Below are 21,300 nucleotides of genomic sequence, written 5' to 3' on the forward strand. Positions count from 1 at the left end.
TTCACTATTTTAACATGTCCCAAAACCGTAGCTAAGTGCAATACTGCAAAACCAGTTTCATTTCTACTATTATCAATATTTAAAATAGGTATTTTTTTATCAGTGAGCTGCAAACCTTATCTTGACCATTATTAATAGCATTATAGAGTTTTTTAATATCTTTACTTTCTTTATTCGATAGCATCGCATCCTCTATTTTTAATTAACAGCTTTTTACCATTATTTATTTTGAAATGTCAATAATCGTTGTAAGCATTTCTAAAAAGATTCAATATAATATAATTGGCGGTAGTGCTAATATATGTTAAAATAATATTTTTTAAAAATAAGTGATTATCAGTGTCAAAATTTTCATTTAATATTCATCATAGCCATAAAAAAGCTAGAAGCGGTGTTATCACAACTGCACACGGGGAGATTCGTACTCCCGCTTTTATGCCGGTCGGGACTAGAGGGGCTGTTAAGGCAATGCTGCCTGAATCGGTAGCCGAAACCGGAGCGGATATATTACTCGGCAATACTTATCACTTAATGCTTCAGCCAAGTGCTGAACGTATAGCGCGCCTTGGCGGTCTACATAAATTTATGAATTGGGATAAGCCTATACTAACCGATTCCGGCGGTTTTCAGGTAATGTCGTTATCGAAGTTACGTAAGATAACCGAAGAAGGGGTAAGCTTTAGCTCTCATATTAACGGCGATAAATATATGCTAACTCCGGAGCGTTCTACCGAAATACAATATCTGCTCGGTAGCACGATCACTATGGCTTTTGATGAATGTACGCCTTACCCTGCAACTTTTGAGGAAGCAAAAACTTCTATGCAGCTTACGACTAGATGGGCAAATAGGTCGCGTAATGCTTTTGTTAAACGAGATGGTTATGCACAATTCGGTATTATTCAAGGTAGTATTTACGAAGAATTACGTGAGCAGTCAGCTAAAGATTTAGTAGAACTTGATTTTGAGGGCTATGCTATAGGCGGGCTTGCAGTAGGCGAAGGGCAGGAGCTTATGTTTAAAGTACTTGATTATGCACCTGATTTTCTGTCACAAAATAAGCCACGTTATTTAATGGGTGTCGGTAAGCCCGCTGATATTATCGGGGCTGTACGTCGAGGTATAGATATGTTTGATTGTGTAATACCGACACGCTCAGGTCGCAACGGTCAGGCTTTTACCAAATACGGTACGGTAAATATTCGCAATAGCAAATATGCTGATGATAACGAGCCTCTAGAACATGATTGTCCATGTCCTGCTTGTAAAAACTATAGCAAAGCATATTTGCATCATTTAGTTAGAATCGGTGAAATACTTGGAGCAATGTTAATGACATGGCATAATCTAACATATTTTCAAAGTCTCATGAGTCGTATCAGGGAGTATATCAAACTAGGTAAAGATTTTGATTTTGATTCTTAAATTGACTAATTATAAAACATGTACTATTATATGTACATGTACTTAAATATGTCATATTATGGAAGCAATATCTTACACTAAAGCAAGAAATAATTTTGCAGATATCATGGAAAAAGTTTGTGCCGATCATACTTCAGTGGTGGTAACTAGACAAAAAGAAAAATCGGTGGTTATTATGTCGCTTGAAGATTATAATGCTATGGAAGAAACTTTATACTTATTAAAAAGCCCTAAAAATGCTGAAAGACTAAAACGAGCAATTAATGATTTTGAAGCAAATAAAAATTTTAAAACAGTCTCTTTATAATGGAAATATCATTTCATATTGATGCATGGGCAGATTATTTGTACTTTCAAAAAAACGATACAAAAATTCTAGAAAAAATAAATGAGCTAATTAAGGATATTGCACGTTCTCCCTTTACGGGAATCGGTAAACCTGAAGGCTTAAAGTACAATTTATCAGGCTATTGGTCTCGCCGAATTAACCATGAACATAGGCTAATATATACCATTAAAGGTAAAACCGTTTATATATTACAACGTAGATATCATTATTAAATCCGAATTTTAAATAAAAGTATGAACTACTAATGCAAAATATTGATTTAATATCTGAAGAGGAAGCAAAAAAATTACTAGAAGAACTCACCTGTAAAATAGCAGCGTATAATCATGCTTATTATATAGAAGATAATCCTTTAGTTGCTGATAGCGAGTATGATCAGCTATTTAATACCAATCTCAAGTTAGAGCAAAAATTTCCTCATTTAGTTTTAGAAAATAGTCCTAGCAAGAAAGTAGGGGCTAAAATAGCAAATAAGTTTGCTAAAGTTACGCATCAAGTACCTATGCTATCTCTTAGTAATGCTTTTGACGAGCAAGATGTAAGAGATTTTGTAGACCGCATTAAAAATTTCTTACGTCTCGATGAATTTACTCCTATCTTTTGTGAGCCTAAAATAGATGGTTTATCTTTCTCTGCTATCTATAAAAACGGGTTGTTTACAACAGGGGCTACAAGAGGTGACGGATATGTCGGTGAGGATATAACAGCAAATATAAAAACAATCAAAAATTTTCCTCATAAAATAGATAATGCTCCGGAGTTTTTAGAAGTACGCGGGGAAATTTATATTGAAAAACAAGATTTCTTAAACCTAAATAAAGAACAAGAAGAGCAGGGCAGAGATAAGTTTGCTAATCCCCGTAATGCGGCTGCCGGTTCGCTTCGTCAGCTTGATGCTTCTATTACGGCTCAAAGGCCGCTCAAATATTTTGTATATTCAGGAGGAGCAACTGAGCAGAGTCTTGCTTCTTCGCAAGATCCACTACTTACAAAATTAAAAGAATTTGGCTTTAGCGTTAATGAAATATCTAAGCTTGCGAGTTCTGAAGAAGAAATATTTACCTTTTATGAATATCTCAAAACAAATAGAGAAAATTTACCTTACGAAATTGATGGAGTGGTATATAAGCTAAATGATTTTGCACTGCAAAATAGAATGGGATTTATAGCTCGTTCTCCAAGGTTTGCTACTGCTCATAAATTCCCTGCTATAATAGGACAAACAAAACTGCTTTCTATTACGGTGCAGGTCGGTAGAACCGGTACATTAACACCGGTAGCGGAGCTTGAACCTATAGAAATAGGCGGAGTAACCGTTAGCAGGGCAACACTACATAATTACCAAGAAATTGCACGAAAAGACGTACGGATTGGTGATTATGTATTTTTGCAGCGTGCCGGTGACGTAATTCCTAAAATCACGGGAGTTGATATAGGGAAGCGTTCCAATGATACAACAGCATTTGATCCACCTTTAGTTTGTCCGTCATGCAATTCTAAGCTGCGCTATGTTCCTGAAGATATTATTATACGCTGTGATAACGGTCTTAACTGCCCTGCTCAGAATTATGAGCGTATCCGCCATTTTGTATCAAAAAACGCTATGGATATTGAGGGACTGGGGCGTAAGCAAGTTGAGTTTTTAATAGATAAAGGGTTAATTAACAATCCTTTAGATATATTCTTTTTAAAAGAAAAAAATGAAGCTGGTTTAACTATAGTCAATTCAGCCCCACTTGGATACAAGGAGCAAGGAGCAAAGCCTATAACTAATAGGAGAGCGACGAGTGACGATGTAGGCGAGCGGGGATCAATTGACTATAAACTTGAAAATATGGATGGGTGGGGTAAGAAATCAGTAGAAAATCTTTTTCAAAATATAGAGAAATCAAAGAACGTTAGCTTGCCAAGATTCATATATGCTCTAGGTATTAGGCATATAGGTGAGCAGAACGCTAAATTGCTTGCTAGAGAATTTGGCAGCTATGCTAATTTTATAGCTCAAATGGAATTGCTTAGCAAAAACGATTCGGATATCTATCAAAAACTAAATGATCTAGAGGGTATCGGCGATAAGATTCTAGTAGATATTATTGATTTTTTTGACATTAGAGAAAATACCTTGCTTATCAAAAAACTTGGTGAAGTATTAAATATCGAAGAGTATAAAGAGACTAGAGAACAAAGCAGTTTAACAGGTAAAATAGTAGTATTTACCGGTAGTTTACCGACGATATCTAGAGCAGAAGCAAAAGCAACAGCTGAAAAACTTGGAGCTAAAGTTGCAGCTAGCGTATCATCAAACACGGATTTAGTAGTAGCAGGCATCGACGCGGGCAGTAAACTTAAAAAAGCTAAAGAGCTTAATATTAAAATTATTGATGAAGAAGAATGGCTTGCTCTCATAAAAAATGCTTAGAAAAAGCAGCTATTGCATTTTTTGCAACAGTTCAAATAGAAGGAAAAAAGAGCGTAGAAAGACAAATAGAATATTATAATTTAGATGCTATAATATTAGTAGGATATAGGGTAAATTCTATGTCATTTCTAGCTAAAAGAGTGGTCTTGTGGTATGGCTCGTTTTTTTTATGTCATTCCCGCGGAGGCGGGAATCCAGTATTAACAACAAGCGTAAGTGCAGTTAATTTTTATAACCGATTATTGAGTTTATTTAATTTTTTTCTGGATTCCCGCTTTCGCGGGAATGACATAGAGTTATGCGAGCGAGTCGGTCATAGAAGTGAAATTTATGATTAATTTAAAATGAACTACCGTCATATTTATCATGCAGGCAATTTTGCCGATATAGTCAAACATTTAGTGCTAATTAGCGTTTTAGAACAGTTTAAGAAAAAAGATAAACCTTTTACGGTTTTAGATGCTTTCGCAGGTCTCGGTCTTTACGATTTAAACTCGGAGGCGGCTTCTAAAACTCTAGAAAGCGATACAGGCATTAATAAACTACTGCAAGCTACCGATCCTATTCCTCAGTTCTTACAAACTTTCTTAAATATAGTAAACCTAGCAGGTCTTAATCATTATCCAGGTTCACCTTTTATAATTAAACAATTATTAAGACCAAATGATCGCTTAATTGCTTGCGAGCTTCATCCAAGCGATTACTTGAGTTTAAAAAAACTATTACCGAATAATACGCATAATGTAGATGCTTATAATGCTATCAAAGCTTTTCTACCGTTTAAAGAGAATAGAGGATTAATTTTTCTTGATCCGCCTTTTGAAGTCAAAAACGAGTTTCAAAATTGCTTGAAACACTCAAAAAAACTAAGTTACGAATTCTTAATAATACTGTCTTAATTTGGTATCCTATAAAAGATTTATCTTTAGTCCGTGATTTTTACCACAATTATAAGAATATCGGATTTAAAGAAACTATGATTACTGAATATGAGCTTTTATATAGTGATAAAAATATGGTAAAGTGTGGGTTAATGTTAATTAATCCTCCAAACATTAGAGGAGAATTAGAAAAATTAACTGGTTATTTAAGCAATATTTTAAACTTAAAATTTATGTATACTCGCTGAATTTGAAAAATTGGCTTCGTTATTTTTTGCTTTTAATCCTCACGTACTAGTATGTACGCTGCGGTTAAAAGCTTCAAAACGCCTTGCTCTTTTCCAAATTGAGCTTCGTATATCAACTCTTCATTTCACAGGAGTATATTTACTTTTAATGTCTTTTAAAAAATATATTTTTTTATTGTTTGCAACTTTACTAATCCAAGGTTGTAGCAGTATTAAAGAATCTAGCGACACTACTCTACTTTCTACCACGTCATCTCAATTAAAGCAAAAATACAAAATCAGCCATGCAGATTTAGTAGTACAGTATGATCTAGCAAATAAAAATAGCAAATGTATATACGCAAAAAACTTAGGTCTGATAATTAATAATCCTAAACAAAACAAGATTTTTTTACAAAAATTTCATAATAAAAACCCGGCAGAATTTAATAAAGCAGCTGAAATAAAAATAGCTGATATAAAGGAAGTTGTAACAAAACTAAATTCAAAATATAAGTTTCTCTCTAAACCGGAAGCTAGTTATTTTGCAAAAAAACAAACTCATAGAAATAATATATCGGAATTAACTAAGCTTGATAAAATAATTAGCACGATCCCGCTGATGTTGCCGGAATATGAGCCGAAAATTACTAGCCATTACGGTACTAGAAAAAGCCCTCATAAAAAGAAAAGAAAAAAGAAATGTTTCCATAGCGGTATTGACCTGCAAGCTAAAAAAGCAGCACCGATATATGCGGCAGCAAACGGAATCGTTATAAAAGCAGCAAGAGCTTCTGATTACGGAAACTTTATCGAGATTAAGCATTCGCACAAATTTGTTACGAAATATGCTCATTTAAAGGAAATGTCCGTTAAAGAAGGAAGCAAAATTAAGAGAGGTCAATTTATCGGTATACAAGGAAGAACCGGTAATGCAACAGGTGAACATTTGCATTTTGAAATTCTACTAGACAATAAAGCAATCAATCCGTTTGACTTTATTTTTAACTGCCGTAAATGTTAAATTATGATTAAACCTTTATATCCTAAATTTTGGCAGAGGCGAAATATTATAGCTTATTTGCTTTTGCCGATAAGCTTGATATATCAATTTTTAGGTTATTTACGAGCTGGTTTAGCACGTCCTATTATGTTGCCTGCTAGAGTTATTTGTGTCGGTAATTGTAGTGTAGGAGGTACGGGCAAAACACAAATAGTAATATATCTAGCTAAATTACTAAAAGCTAAAAATGTAAGTTTTGTAATAGTAACCAAGGCTTACGGTAGTAAGCTTAAAAATGCGACTATCGTACATCAAGAACATACAGCGTTAGAGGTAGGAGATGAGGGGGTAATACTTGCGAAGCACGGAGCAGTTATTGCTACTAAAAATATCAAAGAGATTTTGCCTTTAATTAACGAGCTTAAACCTGATGTAATTATAGTTGATGATTTTCTACAAAATCCTTATTTTCATAAAGATTTTACTATAGTTTCAGTAGATGGCCAAAGGCTTTTCGGTAACGGCTTTCTAATTCCAGCTGGTCCTTTAAGACAATATCCAAATAAGGCCCTTGATGCAGCTGATTTAATTTTTTTAGTCAGTAGTATCAATGATAAAATACCGAATATTTTAACTCCTTATGTCAATAAATTAATAAATGCTCAAATAGTTCCCTCAAGTAATATAGACAAAACGAAAAATTACTTTGCTTTTAGCGGCATCGGTAATCCTGAGCGTTTCTTTTTAACTTTAGAAAATTATGGGCTGAATATAACAGGTTACAAAATTTTTCCTGATCATTATAATTATTTACAAGCAGATTTAGAAAATTTATATTCATTAGCTAAAGAGCATAATGCTACCTTAATTACTACTAGAAAAGATTACGTTAAGCTTAGTAAATTTAGCTATAATGATATTACTTGTTTAGATGCAGAACTATCTATAAACAACCTTGATTTATTGAATGAAAAAATTTTTAAAAAAGCTCAGATATTTAATTGAATATTTTGTTGTTGTTATATTTCTTAAAGTAATGGGAATATTTGGTATAGATAAAGCAGCAGATATTTGTAGTTTCATAGCTCGAAAAGTAGGTATATTATTTGCCGTTAATAAAATTGCTAGAAGAAATATTAAAGCAGTATTCGGCGATATGTTTGATACCCAAAAAACCATAGATCAAACTTGGGATAATTTTGGCAGATTTATCGGTGAATGTGCGTATGTTAACAAAATGAGCGAAACAGAGTTAGAACATAGAGCCGAAATAATTGGGTTTGAAAATATAAAAAAGCTTGAAGGGCAACCTTTTTTATTATTTAGCGGTCATTTTGCTAATTGGGATATCGGTCTTAATCTTCTGCATAAATCTTATCCAAAATTTGCTGTGATTTATCGTAAAGCAAATAACCCATATGTTAATAAGTTAATTAATGAAAGCCGTGCTAGTGATAAATTAAGGCTTATACCGAAAGGTCCTGACGGCAGCAGAGCTTTAGTTAGGGCTATCAAGGAACGTGAGGCTATTGCGATGCTTGTTGATCAAAAAATGAATGATGGAATTGAAGTGCCATTTTTAGGACGCCCTGCTATGACTGCAAATGCCATCGCTAAACTTGCTTTGCAGTATAAATATCCTATTATACCGTGTCAAATTATCAGAACTAAAGGTAGCTATTTTAAAGTAATAGTTCACCCACAATTAAAGTTTGAGCAAAGCGGTGATAATAAAATTGATTGCTACAATATAATGCTTAATATTAACCAAATGCTAGGAGAATGGGTTAAGCAAAATCCTTCTCAATGGCTATGGTTTCACAATAGATGGAAGAAATAATGTATACTCGTTTAATTTGAAAAATTGGCGTCGTTGTTTCATATTTTTTGATCCTCACGTACTAGTATGTACGCTGCGGTCAAAAAATATGAAACGCCTTGCTCTTTTCCAAATTAAATTTCGTCTACTATTCTTCATTTACTCAGAGTAGAGTCCGTAATTTTTCAAGTACCTCTTGAGCGTGGTTTTTAGCATTTACTGAACGCCAAATATGTTTAACGATGCCTTCCTTATCAAGCAAAAACGTAGCTCTGTCAATGCCCATATATTTTTTACCGAACATTGATTTTTCTATCCATACCCCTAATTGTTCGCATAAATTTGAATTTTCATCAGATGCTAAATCAAATCCCAAGCCGTATTTTTCTTTAAATTTATCATGAGAATCAAGTTTATCTTTGGATACTCCGATAATTACCGTATTAAGTTTATCGAATTCCGGTTTTAGCCTGTTAAAATCTTGTGCTTCAAGAGTACATCCTGGTGTATCGTCTTTCGGATAAAAATATAATACTGCGAATTGTCCTTTTAAGTCTGATAGTTTAATAATTTTGTCTTTACCTATATGCAGCGAAAAATCAGGGGCTTTTTTTCCTATTTCTAATGTCATGATATCCTCAAATTTATTTGATACAATAACTATATATTAAATATATATTTTTTGAAATTGCTTTTTATAATTATATTATTTATGATACCGGTATATAATACTTAAGTTTAATTTTTATTAACTATTTCAATAAAGAGGTTTTATGAGAACTATAACCGAAGCACTTGAAGAATTACATAAAAACCTTAAGAATTCTGCTGAAATTATTACTGTCGACTTTAGTAAAAAATGTCATGAAGTAGCGGATAAATTATCTATCAAAATTAATGATTTAGAGAAATATGCTAAGGATAGTAAAGACCATTCTTTAGAAACTATAAAGGAGCAATACAAAAATTTAACGGAAGACTTGCAGGATTATCAAAAAATCAAGGATGATAAAGTAGAAGAATATAGACAAACTCTTGTAAAAAAACTTGATAATTTAAGTAAAAAAACTGAAGAGTATAACAATAAACACAAACATTAATTGGAGAATATAATGAAAAAAATCTTAGTAACATTAGGGGCTACCGCTACTTTATTATTAACACCTAACATTTTTGCAGATTCGCCTACCAAGGACGAAACACAAGCAAATGAAGTGCAAACTGAAGAAGTAGCTACAAGCAGTACAAAAACAATTACAGAGAATTTACAGGAATTAAAAGACAATTTAACAAACCTAGCGCAAACGGGAGCTGATAAATTTAATCAGACCTTAAGCAATACTTATGATCAGATAGCACAAAGCGTTGCAGAAATAAAAGAAAATATGAAAGATCAGAAAGATAAAAAAGTAAAGAACTACAAAAATCTACAGATGATATAAAAGCGAAAATAGAAGATTATAAAAAAGCGGGAAGTGAAAAGCAAGAAAAAATACGTCAGCAGCTTGTTGATAAATTAGAAGAGCTAAATAAAAATATTAATGAATATAATAAAGAAAAAGCAAATTCGTGATTTTATTTAGTGGGTTTTGGTTCTTCCATTGTCGCCCCGTGGCTTGACCACGGGGTCCAGCCTTTTTTAATTTTTTCTGGATACCGTGGTCAATCCACGGTATGACATCATTAAAAAATCGGTATTATTTATGACTATTACCAAAGAAAAAATTGCAGCTATGTTAAGCTCTAAATTGGGTTTTTCAAATAATTTATGTGAGGAAATAGTTAATACGGTTTTTTCTAACATTTTAGAAACAGCAAAAGAGCAAAAATTAACTTTAAAGAATTTCGGTAGTTTTGAGGTTAAACAAAAAAATCCTCGTCCCGGAATAAATTTTCATACTAAATCACCGGTAATTATAGAGTCAAAAAAGAATTTACGTTTTGTTCCTTCTTCTAAATTAAAAGCTTTAATTAACGAATATACTCGATGAACTGTTTAGTATAGCTTGGAAAATGCCTTTTATGTCATTCCCGCGTAGGCGGGAATCCAGTAAAACCTATAAAAACTTGTTTTTTTAGGTTTATTCTGTCAATGATATGTACAATATTATGGTTATTTTCTGGATTCCCGCCTACGCGGGAATGACATAAAACAAACCATCCAACAAAATTTGTATTCAGAGTATATGACAAACAATAAATTAATAGGTCTAACAAAAAAATATTATTCTGCTAGTGAAGTAATTGAACGTTTAAATATTGCTTTACATCAATTAAGATATCTCGAAACAAAAATCCCTGATTTATCTAACTATAAAATAAATAATAGGAAATATTATACTGCTAATGATATTGAGCTACTTCAAAAATCTTTGTCTATAAGCCAAGGAGCGAAGCGTATAGAAGTACGTGAGCATACGAGGACTTACAAAGACATTGCAGCCAATTTTGAGTGTTCATCGAGTAGAATCGATATATTACTTACCGACTTCCATAATTTATCTCTTCAAATAAAAAAAATTCTTGCCGATTCCTCAATGACTTGCGTATAGTATTCGCTATAGTAAATTGATTTGAACGAGGTAGCACGTTATTCGCCCTTTCGCCTATTATTATAGGCTCTACCCTCACGCCTGTCCCCAAATTCAAATGAATTTACTATATATCGTATTTAAAAGGAGTATATTATGACAATAAGACAAACGGCAAAGCCTGTAATTATCGGTATATCAACTACTAAGTTAACTGCCGAAGAAAAAGAGTTGCTGCAAAAACATAATCCTTTAGGAGTAATTTTATTCCGTCGTAATATTAAAAAACATGATAAAGGTGAGCAGGATAGAGAAGCCCTTAAAGCCCTTATTGCCGATATAAAAGAAGTATTAGGTGAAAATACTATCATCTCTATAGATCAAGAAGGGGGGAGGGTAAGAAGACTTGTTGAACCGACTTTTTATAAAGCTCCGGCTGCTCAAACTTTTACTAATCCTCAAGAATGTAAGCAAAATTATAGCAAAATAGCGAAAGAGTTAAGAGAAGTGGGCATTAATCTAGATTTTGCTCCAGTAGCGGATTTGATTCACGAAGGAGCGGACAATATAGTTGGAGATAGAAGTTTCGGTTCAGAGCCTGAAGTCGTGCCTTTATGTTTAGCTGCTATAGACGGCTTACAAGAAGAGAAAGTCGGGGCTTGTATCAAACATATTCCGGGTCATGGTAGAGCTAAAGTAGATAGCCATATAGGGTTACCCATTGTTGATACTAGCTTAAAAGAACTAGAGGATACAGACTTTAAAGTATTTAAGGAGCTGGCGAAACATGATAATATTAAGCTTGCTATGACGGCACATATAATTTACAAAGCTCTTGACCCTCATAACCCTGCGACTCTATCCAAAATAGTTGTCGATTATATTAAAAATAATATTGGTTTTAAAGGGCTTATTATTTCTGATGCAATAGATATGAAAGCTTTAAGCGGTAGTATGGCAGATATTACCAAACGAGTTTTAGATGCAGGAGTAGATATAGTGCTTGAATGTACCGGAGAATTTGACAAAATGTCTAAAGTTTTAGGTAGTGTTTCAGAAGGTTCTATAGATAAATTTTCTGACCTGTTTGCGTAATGCTGTGTTCATTTAATGTCATACCGCGGCTTGACCGCGGTATCTTAAGACGCAGTCTGTGATGCAAGATCCCGTGATCAAGTCACGGGATGACAACGGAACTACATTAATCTAAGTTAAAATTAATTAAACAATTATATTGAAAAAATTTATTTTTACTATTAATCTGTTTTTTAATTTTTAGTTAAAGAATTAATTTTATAAATTACTTAAATAGTATTATGAACAGTCTTGTAGATTCAAGTTCTAAAAGCTATAGGTAATATTTACTAAAAATAGAGATATGTAGAATTTTAGGTAGCAGGAGGGGATTTGATTTGTGATATTATTAATCTGCTCAAAGAAGATTTAAATAAAGCAGAGATAGAAAATGAGATACATACGCGCCTTAAAGAACCGTACTCTGTTTTAAAAAAGATGAAAAGGAAAGAAGTGCCGATTGATGCACTGAAGGACTTAATTGCATGTAGGATTATAGTTAAATCTAAAGGTCTATGCTATAATGCTTTGGACGTAGTTAAGAATTCTCCGCATTTAGCTTGGCTATACACCAAGGATTATATCAATAGACCAAAAAGCAACGGCTATCAGTCTCTCCATAATATAATGCAGCTTTTACATTCTAAACGTAATTTTGAAATACAAATAAGAAGTGAGGATATGCACAAAGATGCCGAGCTTGGTAGAGCGGCTCATTTAAATTACAAAGAAGAACAAGATCGTCACTTGAAAAAAGTTTTTGACGTTACTAACGACACGGTACTTTCTAAAGCACGTCAAATGGTGAAACAATTTGAAGGATTAGAAGAGCAAATTGTAGAATATGAAAAAGAAATTATGCGTATTTGGCATACCAAATATGATGAAATGCTAAAATGGGAAAATGCAGCTGAAATGCTAATATTTAATGAAGAGTAGGGGGATACAAGTCTCGTCATTGCGAGCAGGCATTGTCGGTGTGGATCGGTTTTCTTCCGTCATTGCGAGGAGCGAAGCGACGTGGCAATCTTGTCAAGCATCCTGAGATTGCTTCGTCAATTACTTCGTAATTTTCCTCGCAATGACGATCTGTATGTCACGACATAACGCCATTGTGGTAAAAATATAACATTTATTAAAACTTTATAAAAAAACTACGGCGAAGCTTGTAATTATATACAATATATAGTATGCTCGGCCCGTAGTTTAGAAACTATTAAAACAAAATAATAGGTTAATTCCCTTGTCAAATATAGGATATCTTGCCTATTTTGATCATAATTGTTTTAATGCTAGGTACTAAATATTTTAACTTAAACATAGGAAAAAAATATGGCTCAAAAACCAAATTTTCTAAAAAAATTAACATCAGGGGTACTGATGGGAGCTTCTACAGCTGCTTTAGTAGCTGGTTTTGCAGGCTCAGCTATGGGTGCTGCTACACAGCAGAATAGAACAACAGTCGGGGCTGCTACAACTGTTGACGGTGCAGGATTTGACCAGACTGCTGTTCCTGCAAATCTTGCGGTTGCTCCAAATGCAGTTATTACGGCTAATGCTAATAATGGTATTAATTTTAATACTCCAGCCGGTAGTTTTAACGGTTTGTTTTTAGATACTGCAAACAATTTAGCAGTAACAGTTAGTCAAGACACTACTTTAGGGTTTATCACTAATGCTGCTAATAATGCTAACGTCTTTAACCTTACTCTTGGTGCCGGTAAAACTCTTACCATAACAGGTCAAGGTATTACTGCTGGACAAGCTGCCGTTACAAAAAATGCTCAAAATGTTGTTGCACAATTTAATGGCGGTGCTGCTATTGCCAATAATGATCTTAGCGGTGTAGGAACAATAGATTTTGGTGCTGCGGCTTCTACATTAGTATTTAACTTAGCAAACCCTACCACTCAAAAAGCTCCTCTTATACTTGGGGCAAATGCTAAAATAGCTAACGGTGTTAACGGTACATTAGATGTTACTAATGGATTTATTCAAGTTTCAGATAAAAGTTTTGCTACTGTAAACACAATTAATATCGGAGATGGTCAAGGTTTCATTTTCAATACTGATGCTACTGCCGGTAATGCTTTAAATTTACAAGTAGGCGGTGCTACTATTAATTTTAACGGAGCAGACGGCACCGGTAGATTAGTATTATTAAGTAAAGCAGGTGGTGCTACCAACTTTAACGTTATGACAGGAAGTTTAGGCGGTAATCTAAAAGGTATTATCGAATTTAACACTGTTGCAGTAGCCGGTCAACTTGCAGCTAATGCAGGTCCTGCTAATGCAGTAATAGGTATCAATAATGCAGCGGGTAGAGCTGCAGGATTTGTCGTTAGTGTAGCTAACGGAAATGCAGCAACAGTCGCTGGACAAGTTTATGCTAAAGACATGGTTATACAAAGTACTAATGCAGGCGGACAAGTAAATTTTGGCCATATAGTTGACGTTGGTACAGATGGTACTACTGCCTTTAAAACAGCAGCTTCTAAAGTTGCAATAACTCAAAATTCAAATTTTGGTGCTACTGATTTTGGTAATCTTGCAGTGCAAATTACAGTTCCTGATACTATAACTCTTACAGGTAACTTTACAGGTGATGTTAGCACTCCAGGTAATACAGCAGGTGTGATAACTTTTGCTGCTAACGGTACTTTAGCAAGCGGTAATGCTGATGCAAATGTTGCGGTGACAAGTAATATTACGGCAATCGAAGCAAGTGCTGCAGGTATTGTCCAATTATCAGGAACACATACTGCCGAGTTACGTTTAGGAAACGCCAATTCTGTCTTTAAACTTGCTGATGGTACAGTTATAAACGGTAAAGTTAACCAAACTGCTCTTGTTGGTGGTGCTCTTGCCGGTGGTGCTATTCAGTTAGATGGAAGTGCTACAATTACCGGTGATATAGGTAACGGTGGCGGTGCTGCTCCGATACAAGGGATTACTTTAGCTAACGATGCTTCAAAAACATTAACTCTTGGTGGAGCAAATATTATCGGTGCTAATGCCGGTGGAACAATTGATTTCCAAGCTAACGGTGGTACTGTTAAATTAACAAATACTCAAAATAATATTTTAGTTGATTTTGATTTAGCTATAACTACCGATAAAACAGGCGTTGTTGATGCAAGTGCCTTAACAAATAATCAAACTTTAACTATTAGCGGTACTATCGGTACTATTGCAGCTAATAATAAAACTCTTGGACAATTAAACGTAGGTTCAAGTAAAACAGCTTTAAATGGCGGCGATGTTGCTATTAATGAGTTAGTGATTGGAAATAACGGTTCAGTACAACTTGCTCACAATACTTATTTAATAACAAAAACTACAAATGCTGCTGGCCAAGGTAAAATGATATTTAATCCTGTTGTAGCTAATAATACGACTCTTGCGGACGGTACAAATTTAGGTAGTGCTGCAAATCCACTTGCTGAGATTAATTTTGGTGCTCCAGCAGCTCCAGCTGTAGACACTATATTAAATGTAGGCAAAGGTGATTTATATGCTACTAATATTACTACTGCTGTTGCTAACACAGGTTCTTTTGTCTTTGGTGCCGGTGGAACAAATATAGTAAGCGGTACAGTCGGCGGTCAGCAAGGTAAGAATTTTAATACTGTAGCATTAGATAACGGTACTACGGCTCAGTTCTTAGGTAACGCAATATTTAATGGTGAAACTACAATTGAAGCTGCTTCAACCTTACAAATCGGCGGTAACTATACTACAAATAATATCGCATCTGCCGATAATACCGGTATAGTACAATTCGTTAACGCTGATAATATTACCGTAACATTAAACAAACAAGCTGGAGCTGTGGATGCTTTAGCACAAATAACAGTTTCTGGCCCTGGTAACATAGTGATTAATGAGATAGGTAATGCAGGTAATGATCATGGTGTTGAAACTGATACAATTGCTTTTACAGAGGCAAGTTTAGGTGCGGCTATATTCCTACCTAGCGGTATTCCATTCAACGATGCAGGCAACACAATTCCTTTAACAATTACAAGTAAAGTTGGTAATGGTCCGGTGAATGGTAGATTTGTTGCTCCTGCTGTAGTAGTATCAGGTGTTGATAGCACAATCGCTAACGGTCAAGCAATCGGTGATCAGAATAATATCGTAGGTCTTGGGCTTGCAAGCGATAATAGCATAACTGTTAATGCTACTACATTATACGCAGGTATCGCTAGTGTAAACAATAATCAAGGTACTGTGACTCTTAGCGGTGGTGTTCCTAATACCCCTGGTACAATTTACGGTTTAGGTATTGGTAACGGTGCACCAAAGTTAAAGCAAGTAACGTTTACTACAGACTATAACAACTTAGGTAGTATTATTGCAACTAACGCAATAATTGAGGACGGTTTAACTGTTACTACAGGTGGTATAGCCGGAAAAGATTTTGACGGTACGATCACTCTTGGAAGTGCTAACGGTAACTCTAACGTAAGGTTTGTTGACGGTATAAATTCTACTTCTACAAGTACAGTTGCTACTGTTAAAGCTAATAACGGTACTGTAACTTACTTAGGTAGTGCGTCTGTCGGTAATATAGGGGCTGCTAATACTCTTGTAGCTTCCGTACAATTTACGGGTCCTGCCGGTTCATTAGAAAAACTACTAGGAAATATATATTCTACAACAACCAATTTTGGTAATGTTAACTTAAATGTTGCAGGATCGAAGGTAATTTTAGGTGGCGGCACAACTGCTATTAACGGTAATATTAACCTTGTAACAAATACCTTAGCATTTGAAAGCGGTACTTCAACATGGGGAAGCAATACTTCTCTTAGTACAACGTTAAACATAGCATCCGATAGTTCAGGTGTAATAGGTCACATCGTTATTGCGGAAGGTGCTCAAGTTAATGCAACAACTACAGGAACAACAACCATTAACGTACAAGATAATGCCAATGCAAATTTCAGCGGTACACAACCTTATACTTTAATCCAAGGTGGTGCTAGATTTAACGGTACTTTAGGTGATCCTAAGTTTAACGTAACTGGAAGTAATATTTTCGTAAAATATGGATTAATACGTGCTGCTAATCAGGATTACGTGTTAACACGTACTAACGATGCGACAAATGTAGTTACAACAGCTATCGGAAATAGTCCATTTGCAGGTGCAGCCGGTATAGGTCAGAACGTTGCGACATTCTTAGGTGCAACTAACACCGCAGCATATAACAATATGCTTTTAGCTAAAAACACTGCTGATGCAACTAACTTTGTTGGAGCTATTACTACCGATACAAGTGCAGCTGTAACTAATGCACAATTAGATGTAGCTAAAGATATCCAAGCTCACCTTGGTAACAGAGTAAATGCTGTTAGATATCTTGGTACTGCTGAAACTGCTGAAATGGCTGGACCTGAAGCTGGAGCAGTTGCACCGGTTGCTGCTGGTGATGAAGCTGTTGACAATGTAGCTTACGGTATATGGGCTAAACCTTTCTATACTGATGCACATCAAAGTAAGAAAGGCGGTTTAGCAGGTTATAAAGCTAAAACCACTGGTGTCGTAATCGGTTTAGATACGCTAGCTAACGATAACTTAATGATCGGTGCTGCTATCGGTATTACTAAAACTGATATAAAACACCAAGATTATAAAGCAGGTGATAAAACCGACGTTAACGGTTTCTCATTCTCTCTATATGGTGCACAGCAGCTTGTTGAAAACTTCTTTGCTCAAGGTAGTGCAATATTTAGCTTAAACCAAGTGAAGAACAAAAGTCAGTGTTATTTCTTCGATGCTAACGGAAATATGAGCAAGCAAATCGCTGCTGGTAATTACGATAACATGACATTCGGCGGTAACTTAACAGTTGGTTATGATTACAATGCAATGGAAGGTTTATTAGTAACTCCAATGGCAGGGCTTAGCTACTTAAAGTCATCTGATGAAAACTACAAAGAAACCGGTACAACAGTTGCAAACAAGCAAGTTAACAGCAAGTTTAGCGATAGAACCGATTTAATAGTAGGTGCTAGAGTAATGGGTGGTACTATGAACTTTAGTGATCTTGCGGTATATCCGGAAGCTCATGCTTTTGTGGTTCACAAAGTAAATGGTAGATTATCTAAAACCCAATCTCAGTTAGACGGACAAGTTACTCCGTTCATCAGCCAACCTGATAGAACTGCTAAAACATCTTATAATTTAGGTTTAAGTGCAAGCATAAGACCTGATGCTAAGATGGAATACGGAATCGGTTACGATGCTCAGATTGCAAGTAAATATACTGCACATCAAGGTACTCTAAAAGTCCGTGTAAACTTCTAATCGCTCCCGATTAGCAAGTTTATAAATTCCTCAAGAAAAAAGCCCTCTTTGAAAAAAGAGGGCTTTTTTTATTCTATATCCCAATTTTCGTTTATTTTCGTAGGTGTTGCCGTTGTGTGTACTTTACGTCATTGCGAGGAAAGTTACGAAGTAATTGACGAAGCAATCTTGGGGAAAATTCCTGAGATTGCCACGCTCACTAACGTTCGCTCGCAATGACGACTTGTATCCAGGCAATAACGCCTTCCCGCGAAGGCGGGAATCCAGTACTTTAAAGCTTTTTAAAAGCTTTATTTAAAAAGTAAAATTAATAATAAAAAAATCTTTAAAATTAAAATTTTTTTAGCCTGGATACCCGCTTTCGCGGGTATGACATAGAAACTTTAGATCAACTCTTTTTAGGCAATGCCCAGTCTAACCTCAAATTTTTATTGACTTTTAGTAGAAAAGTTATAAATTTTTACAGCTAGAAATTTAAAATTATCAAATATTATGAAAAAATATATATTAGTGATTATTATGCTTTTAATAAGTGGAAGTATATTTGCTCAAAGTCAAATATCTAATTTAGTTGTACCGGTTAGCTATTTTATAAATCATGTATCACAATTGGAAAAGCTAAAAGAAAATCTTAATAAATACAAGCAATCTAGTGTAGTAGGGGTAAGCGGTATGGGTAAAACGCAACTTGCTAGAATGTACGCTTATGAAAATAAAGATAACTATAATATAATTTGGTTTATTGATTGTAATCTAAATATAGATCAGCAATTGCTAAAATTATCTAAAGCTATTAATACTGAGTCAAAATCACCGGTGATTTCAGAGGATCTAGCAGTGATGAGGAAAGATTTGATGGCTTATCTGGCAAGTAAAGATAAATGGTTATTGGTGTTCGATAATTTAAAAATAGGCGAGAATAAGAAAATAGAAGATTTTATTAATTGGGAATATAACGGTAATATTATATTTTGCTCTCAAGACGGTGAATTATTGTTTAACATAGTAAAAATAAATGCTTTCACTATACCAGAAACTACATTACTCGCAAAAAATATATTGGAAAATAAGAGTCCGGAGTTAATAAATTTTTTGACTCAAGAATTTGGAGGTTATCCGATTCTTATAGTTCAAGGGGCTCAAATATTAAATCAAGTACAAGGTTTAGACCTAGAGAAATATAAGAAAAAGATAGAAGGCTCTGATGATAAAATTGAGCTAAATATAAAACTTGCTACTAATGAATTAACGCCTAGTGCCAAAAGGTTATTAGATAAAATAGTACTGCTTAATAATCAAAGTTTTTCAAAAGAATTATTAAGTTCTATTACTGAAGATAAAAATAGCTTAGATGATGATATTTATCAGCTTTCTAAATTTGCTTTGATCACCAATATTGAGCCTAATGAAGCTAATCCGATATTTGAAATGCATGATGTTATAGCTGAGAAAATATTGCAAATAAACGGAAATAAAGAGAATAAAGAATATCTAGAACGTGCTGTTACTAATCTTTTAAACTCTATACCTAAAAGTTTAATAAAGGGGCGTATTTTTAGAAATGCTAAAACTATACTGGATAATATTGAGATACTTACACAAAATGCAGAAAAATATAATATATCTATATATAAAACTTTAGAGTTAAAATTAAATTTATTAATACAAGCTACTAATGTTTCTGATTTATATAATGCACAAAAATTAGTAGATTGGTTTGATAAAAATGATGAAAAAGGTAAATTTAAGTTATGGATAATGAATAATGAAGAAAAATTTGTATATGCTGCATATTTAGGGCGTATAGGATGGTATTATAGAGCTTGGTCAAATCCTAAAAAAGCAATCGAATATGATACGAAAGCTAAAAAGGCTTTTGATGAAGTTGAAGGATATGATTCGATGAAATGTAATGTAGTTTTTGGTTCGGCTATATCCAATATTCAAATAGGGAATACAGAGGAAGCAGAGAAAAATATCCAAACAATGGAGGATATGTTTAATCAAAATCCAGTAGATAAAACTGATGCAGCAACTATATTTTATACAAAAGCTAGATTATTTAATATTCAAGGGAAAAATTATGAAGCGTTAAAAAGGATTGATGATAGTATAAATGCCTGTATTGAAAACGGGATGAAACCTCAAGATTTATTTCTTACGCTTTCATACACTCTTAAAGTAGATATATTAAATAATCTGAAGAAATATCAAGAAGCTCTTTCTTTATTAGAGCAAGTATATGATATGAATAAGTCGAGTAAAAAAGAGGAAAATCAAGTATTTGGACGAATTTTTGTCCAAAAGTCAAGAGCAAAGCTAGGTTTAGGTAATGTTACCGAAGCTCTAGAATATGCCAAAAAAGCTAAAACAGTTTTCCTTAATGATCCAAGTCGACCTAACAAAGAGGTCGTTATATCACCGGATATAGATCTAGCAAAAGCATTCGTTGCTGAAGGTGATGCACTCGTGCTACTGAATAAGAACGAGGAAGCCGTAGAAGCTTATGCTATTGCCGAAAATATATATTGGAATAACTATAAGGAAAATATGCAAAATGTGTATGAAATAAGCAATATGTATCTTGCAGCCGCTAAAGCTAGTTGCACTTTACCTAAGAAATTTTGGTATGAAAAATTCCGTAATAATCAAATAGAAAAATTTGGAGCTGATCACCCAAATAGTATAAAAATTTTAAATCTTAAATGTCATGACTCAAATTAATCAAATAATACTAGATAAAATTATCTATTCTTTAATGTATAGTTAAAGGTATTTAGTGAATAACAAATTAGTTCCTTGCATCATAACACTTTTTATTTTTTTATTTTTAATAGTGTATTTTATAGTTGCTTGATGCCCCTACAAAAGAAAGAATATAACCTGTTACTTAGAGGCTATCTCAACAGTATAGAAAGTTTACTTACACAAGATTTAGAAAATGCTTTTAATAGTGCTTTATCTAATAAGAAGTTTTTCCTACTTAAGGATTTAGAAGTAATTATCTTGCCAAAGCCTGCTGTAAATTCGATTACCATAAATTCCTATGCTATAAAAGTACGAAATCAAAGACAAGAATATATCTTTGATTTATATAAGTTAAAAGAAACTATAGTAAATCATATAGTATTAGGTGCAGTAAAAAACTTTTTTAAAGTTTCGTACAAGTTTGCGAATTCAGTAATTTTATTCTTAATCCATCGTTTCATATTAGCCCAGAATTTTTCTATCGGATTTAAATCCGGTGAATATGGCGG

At 34.0% G+C, this 21,300-nt stretch carries 18 protein-coding genes and 2 pseudogenes; 17 read left to right on the plus strand and 3 right to left on the minus strand.

The window, feature by feature from the left end; translation table 11 throughout:
- Window positions 1-339 precede the first annotated feature (339 nt).
- The 9 genes and pseudogenes from tgt to AC1Z7D_RS01375 all read left to right on the plus strand — a co-directional run bounded on the left by tgt (window position 340) and on the right by AC1Z7D_RS01375 (window position 8,144).
- Window positions 340-1,425: a tRNA guanosine(34) transglycosylase Tgt gene (tgt, locus tag AC1Z7D_RS01335; protein WP_482601383.1), complete on the plus strand. Its 1,086-nt coding sequence runs from the start codon at window positions 340-342 to the stop codon at window positions 1,423-1,425.
- Between the two features lie 58 nt (window positions 1,426-1,483).
- Window positions 1,484-1,732 (plus strand): type II toxin-antitoxin system Phd/YefM family antitoxin, encoded by a 249-nt coding sequence (locus AC1Z7D_RS01340; RefSeq protein ID WP_482601384.1) that lies wholly within the window; start codon window positions 1,484-1,486, stop codon window positions 1,730-1,732.
- Entirely contained in the window at window positions 1,732-1,986 is a 255-nt protein-coding gene (locus AC1Z7D_RS01345) for a Txe/YoeB family addiction module toxin (RefSeq protein ID WP_482601385.1), read from the plus strand. The genes AC1Z7D_RS01340 and AC1Z7D_RS01345 overlap by 1 nt, the downstream gene beginning before the upstream one ends.
- A gap of 32 nt (window positions 1,987-2,018) precedes the next feature.
- Complete coding sequence (ligA, locus tag AC1Z7D_RS01350; RefSeq protein ID WP_482601386.1) at window positions 2,019-4,193, plus strand: NAD-dependent DNA ligase LigA; 2,175 nt, start codon at window positions 2,019-2,021, stop codon at window positions 4,191-4,193.
- Window positions 4,166-4,531, plus strand: a complete 366-nt coding sequence (rhuM, locus tag AC1Z7D_RS01355) for a RhuM family protein (protein WP_482601387.1) — start codon at window positions 4,166-4,168, stop codon at window positions 4,529-4,531. Before ligA ends, rhuM begins: the two co-directional genes overlap by 28 nt.
- A 6-nt stretch (window positions 4,532-4,537) precedes the next feature.
- Window positions 4,538-5,322, plus strand: a pseudogene (gene rlmJ / locus AC1Z7D_RS01360) (23S rRNA (adenine(2030)-N(6))-methyltransferase RlmJ).
- Between the two features lie 148 nt (window positions 5,323-5,470).
- Window positions 5,471-6,325: a M23 family metallopeptidase gene (locus AC1Z7D_RS01365; protein WP_482601388.1), complete on the plus strand. Its 855-nt coding sequence runs from the start codon at window positions 5,471-5,473 to the stop codon at window positions 6,323-6,325.
- 3 nt (window positions 6,326-6,328) lie between these two features.
- A complete protein-coding gene (gene lpxK, locus AC1Z7D_RS01370; RefSeq protein WP_482601389.1) occupies window positions 6,329-7,309 on the plus strand; it encodes a tetraacyldisaccharide 4'-kinase in 981 nt (326 codons plus the stop codon).
- A complete protein-coding gene (locus tag AC1Z7D_RS01375) occupies window positions 7,272-8,144 on the plus strand; it encodes a lipid A biosynthesis lauroyl acyltransferase (RefSeq protein WP_482601390.1) in 873 nt (290 codons plus the stop codon). The genes lpxK and AC1Z7D_RS01375 overlap by 38 nt, the downstream gene beginning before the upstream one ends.
- 142 nt (window positions 8,145-8,286) lie before the next feature.
- Here the strand turns inward: AC1Z7D_RS01375 and bcp are convergent, their stop codons facing one another.
- Complete coding sequence (bcp, locus tag AC1Z7D_RS01380; protein ID WP_482601391.1) at window positions 8,287-8,754, minus strand: thioredoxin-dependent thiol peroxidase; 468 nt, start codon at window positions 8,752-8,754, stop codon at window positions 8,287-8,289.
- Between the two features lie 142 nt (window positions 8,755-8,896).
- On the opposite strand from bcp, the gene AC1Z7D_RS01385 reads away from it, so the two are divergent.
- The 8 genes and pseudogenes from AC1Z7D_RS01385 (at window position 8,897) to AC1Z7D_RS01420 (ending at window position 20,767) form a co-directional block, all read left to right on the plus strand.
- Complete coding sequence (locus AC1Z7D_RS01385) at window positions 8,897-9,223, plus strand: hypothetical protein (protein WP_482601392.1); 327 nt, start codon at window positions 8,897-8,899, stop codon at window positions 9,221-9,223.
- 12 nt (window positions 9,224-9,235) lie between these two features.
- A pseudogene (locus AC1Z7D_RS01390) lies at window positions 9,236-9,696 on the plus strand (hypothetical protein).
- A gap of 130 nt (window positions 9,697-9,826) precedes the next feature.
- Window positions 9,827-10,114 (plus strand): HU family DNA-binding protein, encoded by a 288-nt coding sequence (locus AC1Z7D_RS01395; protein ID WP_482601393.1) that lies wholly within the window; start codon window positions 9,827-9,829, stop codon window positions 10,112-10,114.
- A gap of 195 nt (window positions 10,115-10,309) precedes the next feature.
- Window positions 10,310-10,675, plus strand: coding sequence for a palindromic element RPE5 domain-containing protein (locus AC1Z7D_RS01400; protein WP_482601394.1), 366 nt, complete (start codon window positions 10,310-10,312; stop codon window positions 10,673-10,675).
- Between the two features lie 135 nt (window positions 10,676-10,810).
- Window positions 10,811-11,749 (plus strand): beta-N-acetylhexosaminidase, encoded by a 939-nt coding sequence (gene nagZ / locus AC1Z7D_RS01405; RefSeq protein WP_482601395.1) that lies wholly within the window; start codon window positions 10,811-10,813, stop codon window positions 11,747-11,749.
- Window positions 11,750-12,061: 312 nt separating this feature from the next.
- The gene (locus tag AC1Z7D_RS01410) at window positions 12,062-12,667 is read left to right on the plus strand and encodes a bifunctional (p)ppGpp synthetase/guanosine-3',5'-bis(diphosphate) 3'-pyrophosphohydrolase (protein ID WP_482601396.1); all 606 of its coding nucleotides are present in this window, start codon (window positions 12,062-12,064) and stop codon (window positions 12,665-12,667) included.
- A gap of 393 nt (window positions 12,668-13,060) precedes the next feature.
- Complete coding sequence (gene ompB / locus AC1Z7D_RS01415; RefSeq protein ID WP_482601397.1) at window positions 13,061-18,043, plus strand: outer membrane protein OmpB; 4,983 nt, start codon at window positions 13,061-13,063, stop codon at window positions 18,041-18,043.
- Between the two features lie 492 nt (window positions 18,044-18,535).
- Window positions 18,536-20,767, plus strand: coding sequence for a tetratricopeptide repeat protein (locus tag AC1Z7D_RS01420; RefSeq protein WP_482601398.1), 2,232 nt, complete (start codon window positions 18,536-18,538; stop codon window positions 20,765-20,767).
- A 173-nt stretch (window positions 20,768-20,940) separates the two neighbouring features.
- On the opposite strand, the gene AC1Z7D_RS01425 is transcribed toward AC1Z7D_RS01420, so the two are convergent.
- Both AC1Z7D_RS01425 and AC1Z7D_RS01430 read right to left on the minus strand, forming a co-directional pair.
- A complete protein-coding gene (locus AC1Z7D_RS01425) occupies window positions 20,941-21,081 on the minus strand; it encodes a hypothetical protein (protein ID WP_482601399.1) in 141 nt (46 codons plus the stop codon).
- An 81-nt stretch (window positions 21,082-21,162) separates the two neighbouring features.
- Complete coding sequence (locus tag AC1Z7D_RS01430) at window positions 21,163-21,273, minus strand: hypothetical protein (RefSeq protein WP_482601400.1); 111 nt, start codon at window positions 21,271-21,273, stop codon at window positions 21,163-21,165.
- Window positions 21,274-21,300 lie beyond the last annotated feature (27 nt).

This window comes from Rickettsia sp. (genome assembly GCF_965035265.1).